This window comes from Bacillus sp. FSL R5-0659 (assembly GCF_038008785.1).
Lineage (GTDB): Bacteria > Bacillota > Bacilli > Bacillales > Bacillaceae > Bacillus > Bacillus safensis.
On record NZ_JBBOZU010000001.1, the window covers coordinates 2,735,074 to 2,751,199 of the forward strand.

A 16,126-nucleotide genomic window follows, 5' to 3' on the forward strand; every position below is an offset into this window, starting at 1 on the left:
CTCCTTTTAGTAAGATAGTATATATATCGGAAGTACTACTAGGTTCTTTACTTTTTTAACTTATTAAAGTCTAAATAAGTCCAAATTACCCAATTTATATGCATTGAATGGAAAAACACCTGACGTTTTGGCGTCAGGTGTTTCGCTACTCTCTTACATTTTAAATTGTTTAATGAGCTCTCTTAGTTCTTCTGCCATCTGAGATAAAGTGGCAGAGGAAGAACTGATCTCTTCCATAGATGCAAGCTGCTCTTCTGCTGAAGCTGCGATATCTTGGAAGCCTGCTGAGCTTTCTCTTGAGAGCTCTTTGATTTGATTCACCGCATGAGAAATATCATTTGAGCCATGTGATAGCTCTTTGGCTGATCCGTTCATTTGTTTCATTTGTTCTGTCATTTCTGATGTTTTATCAGTGATTTTCTCAAAGCTCACTTTTGTTTCATCTGTAATGTTTAATCCAGACTGTACTTCCCCTGCTACTTGTTTAAACATTTTCTGCGATTTTTCTATTTCCTCCACAATTTCGTTCGTCAGGCTTTCAATTTCTTTTGAAGAGCTTCCTGACTGCTCTGCCAGCTTGCGGACTTCTTCTGCGACAACAGAGAAGCCTCTGCCAGCTTCACCTGCTCGTGCAGCTTCGATCGCAGCATTTAAAGCAAGGAGATTCGTTTGATCCGCAATACCGTTGATGACCCCCAGAATATTTGTAATATCCTTTGATTTCTGCTCTAAACCTGCAATGACAAGCTCTGCTTCTTTTACTGCCTGCTCAATGGTTTGCATTTGACCTGCTGTTTTTTGAACGAGTTCTCCTCCAGCCTGAGCGGTTTTGCTCGATTCGATCGACGATTCCATCATATGAGAGGTCGTGTCGACCATATGCGATAGGCTGCGATCCATTTCGTTTAACTGAACTGAGCTTTTTTCGATCATATCATTTTGATGTTCAGTGCTGTTTGAGAACTGTTCAATAGAGGATGTGATATGCTCGGTCGCTTGAGCTGTCTGTCCTGCACTTGCCGTTAATTCTTCAGACGAAGCAGCCACATTTTCAATCGAATTTTGAACAGCTTGAATGACTTGTTTCAGCTTTGCTGACATGTCGTTAAAGCTTTGCGCAAGTTTACCTATTTCATCGTGCGTACGAACTTCAATATGCTGGGTCAAATCACCTTGACTGATTTTCTCAGCCGATTCAGAGAGCTCTATCAGTGGCTTTCGAATCGATTTAATAATAAAATAAACCGCGATTCCGCCAATGACAATCGCAGCCGCAAGGATGATCATTGTTAAGTCGAGCACTGGCTGAGCGGCTTTTTTTACTTCATTCACATACATCGTTCCAGCAAGCTTCCAGCCTGTTGCTTCATTTGTATCAAAAAACATTTGCTTCGGCTGGCCATTGTATTCATATTCAAAGCTGCCTTGTTTTTTATCATACAATTTCGAGATAAAGTCACCAGTCAGCTTTGTCCCAGCCTTATCGGTTTTATGGGCAACATAACGCTGATCTGAGGTGGCGATAAACGCATAGCCTTCTTGGCCAATTTTGATGCTGTTTGTATCTTTTATAACCGTATTTAATCGTACATTTACCCCGATCACACCAGATCCATCTGCTAATTGTTCTGATATTGTGATGATCAGGTCATCAGATGACTTACTTGTAAAAGGATCTGAAATAATGAGTTTCTTATCTCCCATCGATTGCTGAAACCATGGTTCATTTTTTGCGCTCTTTGCATTATCTTTGTGTATCTCGGAATATTCAGTTAGTTTACCATTTTGATCTGCAACAAATACTTCTACTACATCGTCATCTGTTTCCGATAATTGCTCTAATTTCACTTTGAGTAAATCTTTGTTTTTAGCAGCCAATTCACTCTTTTTGACCGATTTGGATAAGTATGAAACAATGTCAATTTTAGGCTGTATATCTTTATTAATGAGTTCATTTAATTGTTGAACACCATTTGCAGCGCTAGACATAATCTCATCATTGAGAGACTTTGATGCCACTTCATAAGAAAATGCGGCCAATACGAGAATTGGCACTAGGAGAATCGCTAAAAATGCAGTAATTAATTTCTTCGACATCGTAAAGTGCTTAAAAAAGTTGATTTTTTTCATAACTCTACTCCTTTTGATTTATGATTTGTGGTCTTTCTCTTCTATTCTTAGGTAATATGAATTATTTTTCAAGGAATAATGTTCAAAAAAACCAAAAAATAAGTACAATTACCTATTTCTTTTTATTCAATAAATAAAAAGAGCCTCTAGTTGGAGGCTCTTTTCTTCATGTCTATTCAACTTTAAACTTGCTAATTAAATCGCGTAATTCTTCTGCCATCGAAGAGAGTGTGGCAGAGGATGAGCTGATTTCTTCCATTGATGCCAGTTGTTCTTCTGCTGAAGCAGCAATGTCTTGAATATTTGCTGAGCTTTCACGTGATACGTCTGCGATCTCACGAACAGCCTCTGACACATGTGCAGAGCCTTTTGAAAGCTGGACAACGGTTTGATTCATTGTTTGAAGCTGGTTAGAAATTTCTTTTGTCATGTCGAAAATATTGTGGAAGCTTACTTTCGTTTGTTCAGTGAAGCTTAGGCCTGATTGAACTTCTCGATTCACCGCAGTGAATACTTCCTGGGATACGTCGATGTCTTGCACGATTTCATTGATCAAATTCTCAATTTCTTTTGCCGAGTTAGCAGATTGAACCGCAAGTTTTCTTACTTCTTCTGCTACAACGGAGAATCCTCTGCCAGATTCACCAGCTCTTGCTGCCTCAATTGCTGCATTTAGTGCAAGTAGATTCGTTTGATCGGCAATTCCATTGATGACACCGAGAATTTGGGTAATGTTTTTAGATTTATTTTCAAGCGCCCTGATGACGTTCTCTGCTTTTTTCACGGACTGATCAATGACATTCATTTGAGAAGCCGTTTTTTCAACAAGCTTTCCGCCTTCTCCTGCGATATCTGTTGATTTGATCGATGAAGCCGTAATAGACTCAGCCGATTCATTCATATTTTGAAGACCACGGTTCATTTCCTCTAACTCGACTGAGCTCAATTCGACTTTATCATTTTGGCTTTCATTTCCGCTGGAGAATTGTTCAATGGCTAGTGTAATATGCTCAGTTGCTTTACTTGTCTGTCCTGCACTGGCAGTCAGTTCTTCTGATGAAGATGCGACATTTTCGACTGAAGTTTGAACGGCTCCAATGAGGGATCTCAATGAATCAATCATCGTATTAAAGCCTTTCCCAACTTGTCCAATTTCGTCATCTGACTGGATCTGAAGCTTATCGCGCAAATCACCATCGCTGACTTTTTTCGAGAAACGGGCAAGATTGGATAATCTTTTTGAAATAGAGCGGACGATAAAGAAAATAAGGGTTCCTGCTACAATGAGTGTGACACTGAATACGATAATGGCAGTATTGAAAACGGGCTTTGCCGCTTCTTCTACTTCAGATACGAGCATCGTTCCACCAATTTTCCAGCCGGTTAATTCATTGGTGACATATGCAACCTTTTTATCTGTTCCTTTGAGGGTATAGCTGCCGCTTCCTTCTTTGTTTTTATAAATAATACTGGCCAGATTTTCATTGACCTGACTTCCTGACTTTTGGGTTGGATCTGCTAAAACCGTTTGATCTTTCTCCATCATGAAAGCATAGCCTTTTTGCCCAATTTTGATTTCTTTTAGTTTTTGGAGCAGGCTGTCAATTTCCATATCAAGACCAATGACACCTGAACCATCTTTCGTTTTTTGGGCAATTGTGATCACCATTTTGCCTGTGGATGCTGCTACATATGGTTTTGTGATGACTTGTTTGCCGTTTTCTTCTTTCAATGCCTCTTGATACCAAGGACGCTCTCTTGGATCGTAGCCATCCGGCATCTTTTGAACTGGGTATTGCATAAACAATCCCTTTTCAGAGCCTGCATAGATCGCAGAAACATCTTTTTCGTTAATTTTTCCAAATTGCTGTAATTCTTTAATGGTCGCATTTCTATTTTTTTCTTGAAGATTAGACGCTTTGAGTGAATCTGAGAACAGTGTCACAGCATCTGATTTGTTTCCAATATTCTCATTGATTAAGGTATCAAATGCATTGACCTGACTCATCGCACTGCCCATAATCTGTTTGTCTAGCTCTGTCTTTGATGTAAAAAACGCACTAATTGTCAGTGCCACGGTCGGCAGGATAAGAACTACCAAGAAGGCAATGATTAATTTTTTTGAAATGGATGGTTTTTTGAACCATTGGATCATTTTTCCCATTTTAACTTTCCCCCTTTACTTCTCTAAAGTTAATATCGGATGAAAGGTGTATTTTTAGAGACTGGAAATGACGTTTAAAAATAAAAAAAATACCCAGACAATTCTGGATATTTTTTCATCATTATTTAATTAATTTTAAATTGACTTGTGAGCTCTTTTAGCTCCTCTGCCATGTTGGCAAGTGTTACAGAAGAAGACGTGATTTCTTCCATAGATGCTAGCTGCTCTTCTGCTGAAGCCGCAATGTCCTGAATGTTTGCTGCGCTTTCTCTTGAGACTTGGCGCATCTCCTGCATCGCTTGTGAAACAAGCTTTGAACCGCTCGATAGGTCAATGGCTGTATCGTTTAATTGTGACAGTTTTTTCGACATTCCTTCTGCCGCCTCATAAATGTGCTGGAAGCTTTCTTTAGCTTCTTCTGTCATACCGAGCCCTGCGTTTACTTCTCGATTGACTGCTTTGAACATATCTTGAGATTTAGCAATTTCTAACACAATTTCTTGGATAAGCTTCTCAATTTCTTTCGCTGAATCTGCGGATTGGACAGCTAGTTTTCGCACTTCTTCGGCAACGACGGAGAAGCCGCGTCCTGATTCACCTGCTCTTGCTGCTTCGATTGCTGCATTAAGCGCAAGTAAGTTTGTTTGATCCGCAATGCCGTTAATGACATTTAAAATACTCGTAATATCTTTAGACTTGTATTCTAATTCTTTCATGACCTGTTCTGCTTCTTGTACGGATGTATCAATATGTTTCATTTGGCTCGCTGTGCTTTCAACAATTCGCCCGCCTTGACCAGCCGCCTCTGTTGATTGAAGTGAGACAGCAGCTACTTCAGATGAGGTTTGTGACATATCTTGTAATCCTTCGTTCATTGCCACAAGCTGATTCGTACTAGATTCTACTTTCTCGTTTTGTGCTTCATTTCCATTTGAAAATTGTTCAATCGACATCGTGATATGCTCTGTTGCTTGACTCGTTTGACTGGCACTTGCCGTCAGCTCCTCTGAAGCCGAAGCCACATTGTCGACAGATTGCTGTACAGCACGAATGACGTCACGAAGAGATTCACTCATCTTGCTGAAACTTCTTGTGAGATCTCCTATTTCATCCTTCGATTTCGTTTCGAGGGTTTCTGTTAAATCCCCTTCACTCACTTTTTCTGAGAAATCAACAAGCCTTCTCAGTCCAATTGTGATCGAGCGAACGATGAAGAAGATAGCGACACCACCAAGGATAAATGAAGAAATTAAAAGAATAATGGCAGAATTCCAAACTGGCTGTGCTGCTTCTTCTGTTTCTGAGACAAACATCGTTCCAGCAATTTTCCAACCTGTTAAATCATTTGTTACAAAAACGAGGCGCTTTTGTTCTCCTTTATTCTCATAAGTTGATGTTCCTTCTTTGCCGCTGTAAAGGATAGATGAAATATTTTCTGTGACCTTAGATCCTGATTTTTCTTCTGGATGGGCTACAATTTGTTTGTTTTTATTTGCAATAATTGGATATCCTTCTCGTCCAATTTTAATATCTTTTATTTTATTTACAATGTCTTGCACATCAATATCGATTCCGATGACTCCCGACCCATCCTTCAGTCGCTGAGCAATCGTGACAACCATGCCGTTTGTTTTGGAAGAGCCCTTTCCGTTTGTTGTGGCAGAAATGTATGGATTGGAGACAACAGGCTCACCTTTTTCATCCTGCATCGCTAGTTGATACCAATCACGTGTTGTTGGATCATAGCCTTTTGGTATGTCTACTTTAGGAAACTGAATGAAATCACGATTTTTACTTGCTGCATAAAAACCTACTACATCATCTTCATTGATTTTGCTGTATATCTCAAAATGCTCATACAGTTCGTCCTGGTTTTTCTTTTTAAAGTCTGCAGCAGTAGATGTTTCAGCAAAGAGTTTCACCGCTTTTTCCTTATTCGAAAGCTTTTGCTCGATCATGTCATTCAGTTCATTGACTCTTGCATTTGCTCCGTACATGATTTCATGATCTAGTTCTTCTTTGGCAATCTGATATGAAATCGTACTGAGTGTAATAATGGGCAAGACGAGAACAAGTGTGAATGAAATAATCAATCTTTTAGAAATCGATGGTTTTTTCAACCATTTTATGACACTTTTCATGTTTTTCCTCCTTTTAAACGTTATTTTATATATCGGACGGCTTGATATTATTTTCATGTTTTTCAAATAAAAAGGATGACTTTTTGTTTATTTTCACAAATTGATTCCTTGCCCAAGCACCCTGCATACGCTAATACTAAAGGGGGCGCTTTTCATATGATTATCCTTTCAGGACAGCCAGTGACTAATGAGCAGCTGGCATCGTTTCAGCTAGAAGGACAAAAGCGGATCATTTTGATGCAGTTACAGGCCTCGAATGGTACGTTCCGCTATAGGCAAGCATCTGATTTGTTATTTGAGGTCACTTTAAGATCAAACATTATGAATGCTGCAAGAGATTTGAATAAAAGCGGTGCCTCATTTGCCATCTTTCAAAGATCGCGTGCAAATGATGCGTTTTGGCGTGTATCGGAAGCAGGAGCATTAGAGCTGCGCTATCAAGTGGAGCCATCTAGAGGCATTAAAGACATTTTTGAAAATGGTTCAAAATATGCATTTGAATGTGCAACGGCGATTGTCATTGTGTTTTATATGGGAGTCTTGCAAACAGTAGGCGAGGAGAAGTTTAATCGAAGACTTCGCAGTTTAACACTGTATGACTGGCACTATGATACTTTGTCAATTTATACAGAGCGCGGAAATGATTTTATCTATGGGGATTGTTTATATTTCGAAAATCCAGAGTTTAGCTATCAGCAGTCGCAATGGCGCGGGGAAAATGTGATTTACTTAGGAGAAGATCAATATTACGGTCATGGGCTTGGAATTTTAACAGCAGCAGAAATTATCGACAAACTGAATAAGAGAAGACGGCCAGGAGCAGTTCAATCCGCTTATTTATTACCTCAGACTACTCGGATGGATGTGATTTATCTCAGGCAAATGTTTGGCAGCTAAAAAAAGCCTCTTGTCTATTGGTTATGACAAGGGGCTTTTGTATGCCTTGCGTTTACGATAATTTTGGAGTGTGCCAAGCAACGTGTTCGCAAGGATTTCCATTTCTTCTAAATCTTTTCTTGTGACCGGTGGATCGTGCCGACTCCATTTCACGTATCGAACAAAATAGTAATGACGAATGGGCGTAAGGACGGCAGGAGAATGAGGAAAATCATCAAACCAAAATTCAATCTGACCTTTTTTTCGGTAGGAATGTTTTAAGATGTCCATCCTGTCACACCACCCGTCATGATTTTATATCTGCGTCAGTTCGTGCATGATGTCTTCAACGGTTAAAATCGAGTGAATACGTCCAACGCCCTGTCCTGCCCACAGAGCCATTTGTTCAGGGTTACCGCCGGCAGCGGCTGCTTTTCGCATCGGTGTTGTCCATACATGCTGAACTGGATAAGGAAGAACCCTATCTTCATGCAGGCTTTCATCCTCCATCCACTGATTCACAATGCCTCTCGCTCTTTTCCCAGAAAAAAGCCTTGTCACCCTTGTTTCACTGCCTTCTGCCTGTAAAATGGCCTTCTTGTATACCTCTGCCGCAGCACTTTCCTGGCTGGCTAAAAACCTTGTGCCAATTTGAACCGCATCTGCTCCAAGCGCCAGCACTGCTTTCACACCTGCTCGGTCCGTGATACCTCCGGCGGCAATCAATGGCACGCGGCAGAGCGGTTTGACATCAGAGATCAGACTGATCAGTCCCAGCAGTGCGTCTCCTTTTGCATGTAAAAATGTGCCGCGATGCCCCCCTGCTTCACTTCCTTGCAGAACAATAGCATCCATTCCTTTTTCCTCTAAAAGCAGTGCTTCCTCTTTTGTTGTGGCCGTTCCGATTAAAAAGATTCCCTTTTGTTTTAAGCGGTGAATCGTTTGTTCTTTTGGACAGGCAAATGTAAAGGAAACAATCGGAACGTCTTCTTCCAGAAGAATGTTGATTTTTTGTTCAAAATCATCCCACAATTCTTCTTCGCTTGGTATCCTATCTGCTGACGGGCGTGCAGGCAGTCTCTTTTCCCAAAATGCCACATCCTCTTTGTTCACTTCTGGAATTGGCTCTGGTACAAACACATTGACCTGAAACAGGCGAGATGTCAGTTGTTTGACCTGTCTAATCTGCTGTCTTAAATGGTCAGGCTGCACATATCCACTTGCCAGGCTGCCAAGCCCTCCGTATTCCGAAACTGCGGCTGCCAGCTGCGGTGTCACAGCTCCTCCTGCCATTGGCGCTTGGATGATTCCATGTTCAATCTGCAGTAACTTTTTGATATCCCCCATTTATTTCCCCCATCTCTTACTCGTTTGACGACACTTGTACATAAAAATGACGATGTCTCGGCCCGTCAAACTCACAGAAATAGATTCCCTGCCACGTGCCAAGTACAAGATCTCCATCATGAATGAGAACATGCTGAGACGCCCCCATATAACTCGCTTTCATATGTGCTGCCGTATTTCCTTCCATATGGCGGTCCTTTGGATGTTCCCACGGGAAGACTTCATCAAGCCGGCGAAGCATATCCCGTTTCACATCTGGATCCGCATTTTCATTAATGGTGATCCCTGCTGTTGTATGTGGACAATAGACGATGACAGTTCCGTTTTGTATGCCTGTTTCCCTGACATATTGGAGAACCTCGTGTGTGACGTCGATCATGTCATCGCGTCTGTCTGTTTGTACATTGATTTTTTTCATATGAGCTGCCCCTTTTTGACGTTTCTATAAATTCATACCCTTTTTATGTGAAACAAATCTTCTTACCTAAAGTTTACCAAGCAAAAAAACCTCGTCAAGCAGTACGAGGTTTTTAAGAAAAATGAACCTTTTTGACTTCAATGGTTCGAATATGGTGGTCTTCAGCATCAATGATCGTAAATTCACAGCCTTCTGCTTCAATCGTATCTCCAATGTCAAAATCAAATTTATGCGTCATCATCCAGCCTGCAATTGTATCAACATCATCATTCTCAATGGCTAAATCCAATAAATCATTTACTTCATCAATCAATGCTTTCCCATCCATCACATAATGGAAATCACCTTTTTTCACGATGTGAGGTGTTTCATCCTGATCATATTCATCTCGAATCTCTCCGACAATTTCCTCTAATATGTCCTCTACTGTGACAAGTCCCGCTGTACCTCCGTATTCGTCTACGAGCACTGACATATGGATTCGTTCCTTTTGCATCAAAATGAGCAATTCCTGAACAGGGGTGCTTTCAATGACCCGGATCACCGGACGCATTAAGTCTTCAATAGATACATCTTGATTTAGGAAGCTCGCTTTAAATACATCTTTGCTATTGATAACTCCAATCACATGATCTTTGTCCTCTTTAATAACAGGGTAGCGTGTGTACCTTTCGTTCAGCATATAATGGGTCACATCTTCTAAGGTCTGTTCAATCTCTATAGCTGAAATTTCTGTACGCGGGATCATGATCTCTCTCGCCACTCGGTTATCAAATTCAAAGATTTTATTCACATATTTGTACTCAGATTGGTTAATCTCACCCTTCTCATAGCTTTCAGATAAAATGAGTCGCAATTCTTCCTCACTGATCGCCACTTCATGTTCTTTGACAGAATGATAACCAAATAATTTCACGATGCTTCGTGCAGCCCCATTTAATGCCTTAATAAACGGGTACATGACTTTATAGAAAAAGATGAGTGGTTTTGCTGTCACAAGGCTGACGGCCTCTGCCTTTTGAATGGCAATTGTTTTAGGCGCGAGTTCTCCAACAACAACATGTAAAAACGTAATGATCACAAATGCGATGATAAACGAAAGGATGTCAGTTAATGCGGAATGAAGCCCGATTTTTTCAAAAAGCGGATGCAGAAAATGCTCCACCGTCGGCTCACCAAGCCACCCTAAGCCTAAAGCTGTGATGGTAATCCCAAGTTGGCAGGCGGACAAATATTCGTCCAGATTTGATATCAGCTTTTGAACATGGATGGCCCTTTTATCACCGCTTTCAATCAGCTGGTTAATTTTAGAGCCTCTAATTTTCACAATCGCAAATTCAGTGACAACAAAAAATGCTGTCGCAGCAATGAGTAATATGACTAAAAATACGTTTAAAATGTACAAAAAAACCCTTACCTAACACTGGTAAGGGCTCACCTCCTCTGGCATCAATTAATCATTACGGCCATTTAGGAAGATCATTACAAAACGGAGCAATTCAAACAGGGAGACAAGGGCCGCTGCTACATACGTAAGAGCCGCAGCATTTAACACCTTGTTCACACCTCTTTCTTCACTGCTTCTAATGATTCCTTCTGAAACAATGATATCCTTTGCACGAGAACTTGCATTAAACTCGACAGGCAATGTCACAAGCTGAAAGAATACAGCTGCTGAGAACAAAATGATCCCAAGCCCGATTAAGTTAAGGCTGCTGAGCAAAATTCCACCAAGGAAAAGAAGCGGAGCAACACCAGATGCAAAGTTCACGACAGGAAAGATCTTATGTCTCAAAACAAGCGCACCATAGGATTCCTGATGCTGCAAGGCATGTCCAACCTCGTGTGATGCGACTGAAATGGCCGAAATGGAGTGGCCGTAGTACACAGGTTCAGATAAACGAACCACACGCTGCGTCGGGTCGTAATGATCAGTCAAAGTTCCTCTTACCGGTTCAACGGGCACATCGTATAACCCGTTGCGATCTAAAATATATCGAGCGGTTTCAGCACCTGTTTTCATACTGGATGCTTCCACCTTTGAATACTTTTCAAAATTATTCTTCACTTTAAATTGTGCCCAAAATGATAATCCCAATGCGGCAAATGTTAAAAAATAAAAAAACAGCATGCTCATCAGCTTCCTTTTTATTTTATATATTTATTTACAATTTTAATGACTTTTATGTACCATGTACAGCAAAAAGCACTAGGTCTTTTTCAGGGGAATGACCGCACCAATGAAAAAGAAGAACACACCTAAGCAAGCTGTATAAAAGGTCACTGTACCATAAAGGTCTTGAAAAAAATGCAGCCATGAAAAATCACTCGTAAAATGATTCACAGCATTTAAATCAAACACGAGTAAGATGACAGCTGATGATAAAAAATGCACACCAATAAAAAGAAGTACGGTCTTTTGAACGAACGACATTCGAATTCCCTCCTTCTTCTCCCTTATTTTAAGATATGGGTTCTATTTCAATACATGACGAAGATGAAAAAATCTTTCCTCAATCGGGCATACTGACATTAGCATTCTCCTGAAAGGAAGAGTCCGATGAAATCAAACCGTATCTTTATCGCTTGGCTAAGGTGGCCGCTTTATCTTCGAATTGCTATTATCATCTGTTTCTTGCTTCTTTTTTTTGGACAATTAATCGTTTTACTAGAACCGAAGCAGTATCATACGATCTTTGATGGGATCTGGTGGGCGCTCATTACAGTCTCTACGGTTGGCTACGGTGATTTTGTGCCACAAACCATGCCAGGGCAGGTGGCGGGTATGGCACTCATTTTTATCGGAGCCAGCTTTGTCACCGCTTATTTCGCCACACTTGCCGCCGCTGTGTTCAGCAAGCAGCACCATTATGTTGAGGGCAAGGTAGCCTTTAAGGGGGAAGGACACCTGATTATCGTCGGCTGGAATGAGAAGACGAACAAACTGCTTCAGTCGTTTCAAACGATTGATCCAGCCATGCCGATTGTGCTGATTGATGACTCCTTGAAAGAGGGACCTCTTTTGGAAAATGTTCATTTTATTAAAGGACATGGGACCGAAGACGGCACACTCCGTAAAGCCAATATTACCGGTGCAGATGCACTGATGATTACAGCAGATCAGCATGAAAATGAAGTGACAGCCGATATGCAGAGTGTTTTAACCTTACTTGCAGCAAAAGGCTTAAACCCTTCGCTATATTGTTTAATCGAAATCTTAACAGATCGTTACGTGAAAAATGCCGAGCGTGCTGGCGCCAATCAAGTCATTCATACCTCAGATGCTGTCAATCATTTAATGGTTGAACATTTTCTAATAAAGGAACAGCTTACGGCGATTAAGAAAAAACGACAGTTGACGTTGCATAAACACGTCACGATCATACCTGTACCAGCTTCATTAGCCGGAGAAACATTCTTAACAGCGCTCCATCACTTTTTAGAGCATCATGTAATCATCGTTGGCGTACAAAAAAAAGAAGGACCCATGATGAATCCTCCCTTTGGCTATGAGCTTCATCCAGAGGATGAACTGATCAGCCTTTAAAGCAGTGCGTCTTCTAATTCCTTGACGAGCGAAAAGCCAATCTCAGCATAAGCCTTTGATACATCTCCATCTTTCTCTTTTGGTTCTTGGAATTGGTTAAAGGATGCGCCCACATTTCCAACCATCGCATGATCATCTAACTTGTCTTGATATACATGCTTTAAGAGAAATGGATGTCCCATTTTCACCACAACACCTGGCTGATCCAGCTGGCCTTTCTCGGCTGTAAAAGGAACTCTGAGAAAGGTATAGCCATCACGGTTATCAATTTTATAATCAAAATATCCGTGATCATAATCCCAGTTGCCATTAATGACATAACCGAGCGGCTTCATTGTTTCTTCTAAATGGTAAAGTGAAAAGCTTTCACCAGGCAGCCTGGATGGTACATGAATCATACGAAACCCTCCTTTTTTATTAGGGTTCGTTAAAGAGAGGAATTCATACATTTCCTCTCGCGATTTGTACATTGTTTGTAAACGCGGCATCAAATAAGCTTTGATTGGTTGATTGATTCGTCTCGTTATCGCTGCCGGAACCTGCTGTTTCCTTCGTAGCACTCTTAGAACAAATGCGTCCGACATTGCCAAAGTTCACGATTGCCTGGCCAGAAATATCATGAATATAGACATGATTCGTCCTCATTTTTCACCCTCCTCCATTTATTATTCTATGTACAGAACATAGGAAAGCTTGCACAGGAACCTGAAGAAAACAAAAAAGGCACACCTTTATGTAAAGGTGTGCTTTTTTGTCTTATGATTGTTTTAAACGGCTTTCAAGCTCTGCTTTTTTCTCTTCGAAGCCCGGTTTGCCTAGTAAAGCAAACATATTCACTTTATAAGCTTCTACTCCAGGCTGATCGAATGGATTGACGCCTAGTAAATATCCAGACATCGCACATGCTTTCTCAAAGAAGTACACAAGGTATCCGAATGTATAAGCATCCATCTCAGGAATTGTCACGATAAGGTTCGGTACTTTTCCATCTGTATGGGCAAGCATCGTTCCTTCAAATGCTTTTTTATTGACGAAATCAACCGTTTTTCCTGCTAGATAGTTCAAGCCATCAAGGTCTTGTTCTTCTGCTTCAATTACAAGCTCATGTCGAGGCTTGTCTACATTGACGATTGTTTCAAACAAGTCTCTTCTTCCTTCTTGAACATATTGGCCAAGTGAATGAAGATCTGTTGAGAAGTTAGCAGATGAAGGATAGATTCCTTTTTCATCTTTCCCTTCACTTTCACCGAATAATTGCTTCCACCATTCTGCGAAATATTGGAGGCCTGGCTCATAGTTAATCAGCATTTCAATCGTTCTGCCTTTATTGTAAAGGACATTGCGGACGACAGCATATTGGTAAGCCGCATTTTCAGAAAGCTCAGATGAAGCGAAGTCTTCGCTTGCTTTTGCCGCACCTTCCATCATCTGATCAATGTCTGCACCGCTCACAGCGATTGGCAAAAGACCGACTGCTGTTAATACAGAATAGCGTCCACCAACATCATCAGGGATGATAAATGATTCGTAGCCTTCTTCAGTTGCTAATGTTTTCAGTGCACCGCGTGCCTTGTCAGTTGTCGCATAAATACGTTTTTTCGCTTCTTCAGCACCGTATTTTTCAATGAGGAGCTTTTTAAAGATGCGGAACGCAATGGCTGGCTCTGTTGTTGTACCAGATTTTGAAATCACATTAATGGAGAAATCTGCATCTTCCAATAGATCCATCACATCTGTTAAATAAGAAGAACTGATGTTGTTTCCAATAAAAATGATTTGTGGTGTCTTGCGCTTGCCTTTTGGCAAAGTGTTATAGAAAGAATGGTTCAAAAACTCAATCGCCGCACGTGCACCTAGATATGACCCGCCGATTCCGACAACAAGCAGGACGTCAGAGTCAGACTTAATTTTATCTGCACTTTTTTTAATGCGAGCAAATTCTTCGCGGTCATATTGCTTCGGCAAGTCCACCCAGCCTAAATAGTCACTGCCTGCACCCGTTTGTTCATGAATATTATGATGGGCCACCTTCACAAAATCTTTTAAATATGTAAGTTCATGTTCTTGAAAGAAAGGTAACGCTTTCGAGTAGTCAAATTGAATATGTGTCATCGCTTGTAAGCCCTCCATTACGTTAGTTCTGTCCCTTTCACTTTAGCGGAACTAGCTTTTGAAATCAAGTGATCGTCACTGGCATAGCAAAAAGCCGCTTCTCATTCGGAGAAGCGGCAATCTGAATTATAAAGAAGCTTTCAAAATCGATAGAATGTCATCACGGTTAAGTTTCATAAAGTTTCCAAAACCACCATATTCCATTTCTTTTGCTGCAATGTCAGCAATTTTGTCCAGCTGATCCTCACCAATGTCATAATCAGCTAAACGGCTTGGTGCACCAAGGCTTGTCCAGAACGCTGACAGTTTGTCGATTCCTTCTAATGCGATGTCACGATCTGACTTTCCTTCTGTTTCGATGTCAAACATGTTCAACATAAGGTTTTTAAAGCGTTCTACATTATGATCGAGTGTGTGGCGCATCCAGTTTGGGAAGAGGATAGCAAGCCCGCCTGCATGCGGAATGTCATAGACAGCCGACACAGCATGCTCAATCGTATGGGACGCCCAGTCGCCAAAGTAACCCATTTGCAGCGTGCCATTTAAAGCAATTGTTCCTGCATAAAGAATGGTTTCACGATGCTCATAGTTTTGTAAGTCCTCCAGCAGTTTTGGTGCTGTCTCGATGACCGTTTGAAGAACAGCAAAACACATCCTATCCTGTAAAGGCGTGTTTTTTACATTATGGAAGTATTGCTCAAAAACGTGGCTCATCATATCGACCATACCATACACTGTCTGGTTTTCTGGTACAGAATACGTATGCTCAGGGTCTAGAATCGAAAAAGCAGGGTGAGTGACTGAGCTGCCCCACACATATTTTTCATTCGTTTCCCAGTTTGTGATGACAGAGTCCGGGTTCATTTCTGAACCAGTTGCCGCAAGTGTCAGCACTGTGCCAAACGGCAAAGCTTTTTGAGCGGTTGTTTTCTTTGAAATAATATCCCACACATCACCGTCATACTCTGCTCCGGCTGCAATTGCTTTTGTACAGTCGATCACACTCCCGCCGCCAACGGCTAATAAGAAATCAATGTTCTCTTTTTGGCAGATATCGATTCCCTTTTTCACTGTTGTGAGTCGCGGGTTTGGTTCAACGCCAGACAGCTCAAACACTTCAGCATCTGCTTCATTTAACGCACGGATGACATTGTCATAAAGACCATTTTTCTTAATGCTGCCGCCGCCATATACAAGTAACACTCGTTTTCCATAACGAGCGAGTTCGCTTTTGAGTCCTTCTAGTTGTCCTTTTCCAAACATCAATTTTGTTGGATTGTAGTAAATAAAATTCTCCATCTGTTGAAACATCTCCTTACAACGAATATATCCAAAAACATGAAAGACTACTGTAACATATGTACACGATGAACTCAAAAAAAGATAACTGC

15 protein-coding genes and 3 pseudogenes are annotated in these 16,126 nt (G+C 41.0%); 2 read left to right on the plus strand and 16 right to left on the minus strand.

Annotated features, from left to right (window positions below; genetic code table 11):
- Positions 1-153: 153 nt before the first annotated feature.
- From NSQ72_RS19340 to NSQ72_RS19365, 6 genes and pseudogenes are all read right to left on the minus strand, one after another.
- Positions 154-1,101: a methyl-accepting chemotaxis protein gene (locus tag NSQ72_RS19340; protein WP_369880186.1), complete on the minus strand. Its 948-nt coding sequence runs from the start codon at positions 1,099-1,101 to the stop codon at positions 154-156.
- Positions 1,093-2,130 (minus strand): annotated as a pseudogene (locus NSQ72_RS19345) (HAMP domain-containing protein); the annotation flags it as partial. The pseudogene NSQ72_RS19345 and the gene NSQ72_RS19340, both read right to left, overlap by 9 nt.
- 172 nt (positions 2,131-2,302) lie before the next feature.
- Positions 2,303-3,253 (minus strand): methyl-accepting chemotaxis protein, encoded by a 951-nt coding sequence (locus tag NSQ72_RS19350; protein ID WP_445213898.1) that lies wholly within the window; start codon positions 3,251-3,253, stop codon positions 2,303-2,305.
- Positions 3,248-4,294 (minus strand): annotated as a pseudogene (locus NSQ72_RS19355) (HAMP domain-containing protein); the annotation flags it as partial. The pseudogene NSQ72_RS19355 and the gene NSQ72_RS19350, both read right to left, overlap by 6 nt.
- A gap of 125 nt (positions 4,295-4,419) precedes the next feature.
- Positions 4,420-5,370, minus strand: coding sequence for a methyl-accepting chemotaxis protein (locus NSQ72_RS19360; RefSeq protein WP_369880190.1), 951 nt, complete (start codon positions 5,368-5,370; stop codon positions 4,420-4,422).
- Positions 5,362-6,492 (minus strand): annotated as a pseudogene (locus tag NSQ72_RS19365) (cache domain-containing protein); the annotation flags it as partial. The pseudogene NSQ72_RS19365 and the gene NSQ72_RS19360, both read right to left, overlap by 9 nt.
- Positions 6,493-6,591: 99 nt before the next feature.
- Here NSQ72_RS19365 and NSQ72_RS14180 point away from each other — a divergent pair.
- Positions 6,592-7,332, plus strand: coding sequence for a protein-glutamine gamma-glutamyltransferase (locus tag NSQ72_RS14180; RefSeq protein WP_039181052.1), 741 nt, complete (start codon positions 6,592-6,594; stop codon positions 7,330-7,332).
- A 21-nt stretch (positions 7,333-7,353) separates the two neighbouring features.
- On the opposite strand, the gene NSQ72_RS14185 is transcribed toward NSQ72_RS14180, so the two are convergent.
- From NSQ72_RS14185 to NSQ72_RS14210, 6 genes are all read right to left on the minus strand, one after another.
- Complete coding sequence (locus NSQ72_RS14185) at positions 7,354-7,602, minus strand: hypothetical protein (protein ID WP_039181054.1); 249 nt, start codon at positions 7,600-7,602, stop codon at positions 7,354-7,356.
- A gap of 24 nt (positions 7,603-7,626) precedes the next feature.
- Entirely contained in the window at positions 7,627-8,658 is a 1,032-nt protein-coding gene (locus NSQ72_RS14190; protein WP_341084350.1) for an NAD(P)H-dependent flavin oxidoreductase, read from the minus strand.
- Between the two features lie 16 nt (positions 8,659-8,674).
- Positions 8,675-9,076, minus strand: coding sequence for a secondary thiamine-phosphate synthase enzyme YjbQ (locus NSQ72_RS14195; protein ID WP_039181060.1), 402 nt, complete (start codon positions 9,074-9,076; stop codon positions 8,675-8,677).
- 112 nt (positions 9,077-9,188) lie between these two features.
- Positions 9,189-10,481, minus strand: a complete 1,293-nt coding sequence (locus NSQ72_RS14200) for a hemolysin family protein (RefSeq protein WP_024423287.1) — start codon at positions 10,479-10,481, stop codon at positions 9,189-9,191.
- A gap of 48 nt (positions 10,482-10,529) precedes the next feature.
- Positions 10,530-11,204: a zinc metallopeptidase gene (locus tag NSQ72_RS14205; protein WP_024423288.1), complete on the minus strand. Its 675-nt coding sequence runs from the start codon at positions 11,202-11,204 to the stop codon at positions 10,530-10,532.
- An 81-nt stretch (positions 11,205-11,285) separates the two neighbouring features.
- Positions 11,286-11,510 carry a hypothetical protein gene (locus NSQ72_RS14210; protein WP_341084351.1) on the minus strand — a complete coding sequence of 75 codons (225 nt, stop codon included), beginning with the start codon at positions 11,508-11,510 and terminating at the stop codon, positions 11,286-11,288.
- 126 nt (positions 11,511-11,636) lie between these two features.
- Here NSQ72_RS14210 and NSQ72_RS14215 point away from each other — a divergent pair, with 126 nt between their 5' ends.
- Positions 11,637-12,623: a potassium channel family protein gene (locus NSQ72_RS14215; RefSeq protein ID WP_341084353.1), complete on the plus strand. Its 987-nt coding sequence runs from the start codon at positions 11,637-11,639 to the stop codon at positions 12,621-12,623.
- Here NSQ72_RS14215 and NSQ72_RS14220 read toward each other — a convergent pair.
- From NSQ72_RS14220 to NSQ72_RS14235, 4 genes are all read right to left on the minus strand, one after another.
- Positions 12,620-13,021, minus strand: coding sequence for a YugN-like family protein (locus NSQ72_RS14220; RefSeq protein ID WP_024423291.1), 402 nt, complete (start codon positions 13,019-13,021; stop codon positions 12,620-12,622). The genes NSQ72_RS14215 and NSQ72_RS14220 overlap by 4 nt on opposite strands.
- A 43-nt stretch (positions 13,022-13,064) precedes the next feature.
- On the minus strand, positions 13,065-13,268 hold the full coding sequence (locus NSQ72_RS14225) for a spore germination protein (RefSeq protein WP_231730856.1): 204 nt from the start codon (positions 13,266-13,268) through the stop codon (positions 13,065-13,067).
- A gap of 111 nt (positions 13,269-13,379) precedes the next feature.
- Positions 13,380-14,735, minus strand: coding sequence for a glucose-6-phosphate isomerase (locus NSQ72_RS14230; RefSeq protein WP_024423293.1), 1,356 nt, complete (start codon positions 14,733-14,735; stop codon positions 13,380-13,382).
- A 126-nt stretch (positions 14,736-14,861) separates the two neighbouring features.
- The gene (locus NSQ72_RS14235; RefSeq protein ID WP_047203925.1) at positions 14,862-16,034 is read right to left on the minus strand and encodes an iron-containing alcohol dehydrogenase; all 1,173 of its coding nucleotides are present in this window, start codon (positions 16,032-16,034) and stop codon (positions 14,862-14,864) included.
- Positions 16,035-16,126 lie beyond the last annotated feature (92 nt).

Bases quoted from the DNA above. Each gene is read 5' to 3' on its own strand.
- NSQ72_RS19350 (WP_445213898.1), bottom strand. From the start codon at position 3,253: ATGATTGATTCATTGAGATCCCTCATTGGAGCCGTTCAAACTTCAGTC.
- NSQ72_RS14225 (WP_231730856.1), bottom strand. From the start codon at position 13,268: ATGAGGACGAATCATGTCTATATTCATGATATTTCTGGCCAGGCAATC.
- NSQ72_RS14185 (WP_039181054.1), bottom strand. From the start codon at position 7,602: ATGGACATCTTAAAACATTCCTACCGAAAAAAAGGTCAGATTGAATTT.
- NSQ72_RS14215 (WP_341084353.1), top strand. From the start codon at position 11,637: ATGAAATCAAACCGTATCTTTATCGCTTGGCTAAGGTGGCCGCTTTAT.
- NSQ72_RS14210 (WP_341084351.1), bottom strand. From the start codon at position 11,510: ATGTCGTTCGTTCAAAAGACCGTACTTCTTTTTATTGGTGTGCATTTT.
- NSQ72_RS14220 (WP_024423291.1), bottom strand. From the start codon at position 13,021: ATGATTCATGTACCATCCAGGCTGCCTGGTGAAAGCTTTTCACTTTAC.
- NSQ72_RS19340 (WP_369880186.1), bottom strand. From the start codon at position 1,101: ATGTCAGCAAAGCTGAAACAAGTCATTCAAGCTGTTCAAAATTCGATT.
- NSQ72_RS14195 (WP_039181060.1), bottom strand. From the start codon at position 9,076: ATGAAAAAAATCAATGTACAAACAGACAGACGCGATGACATGATCGAC.
- NSQ72_RS14190 (WP_341084350.1), bottom strand. From the start codon at position 8,658: ATGGGGGATATCAAAAAGTTACTGCAGATTGAACATGGAATCATCCAA.
- NSQ72_RS14180 (WP_039181052.1), top strand. From the start codon at position 6,592: ATGATTATCCTTTCAGGACAGCCAGTGACTAATGAGCAGCTGGCATCG.
- NSQ72_RS14235 (WP_047203925.1), bottom strand. From the start codon at position 16,034: ATGGAGAATTTTATTTACTACAATCCAACAAAATTGATGTTTGGAAAA.
- NSQ72_RS14230 (WP_024423293.1), bottom strand. From the start codon at position 14,735: ATGACACATATTCAATTTGACTACTCGAAAGCGTTACCTTTCTTTCAA.
- NSQ72_RS19360 (WP_369880190.1), bottom strand. From the start codon at position 5,370: ATGAGTGAATCTCTTCGTGACGTCATTCGTGCTGTACAGCAATCTGTC.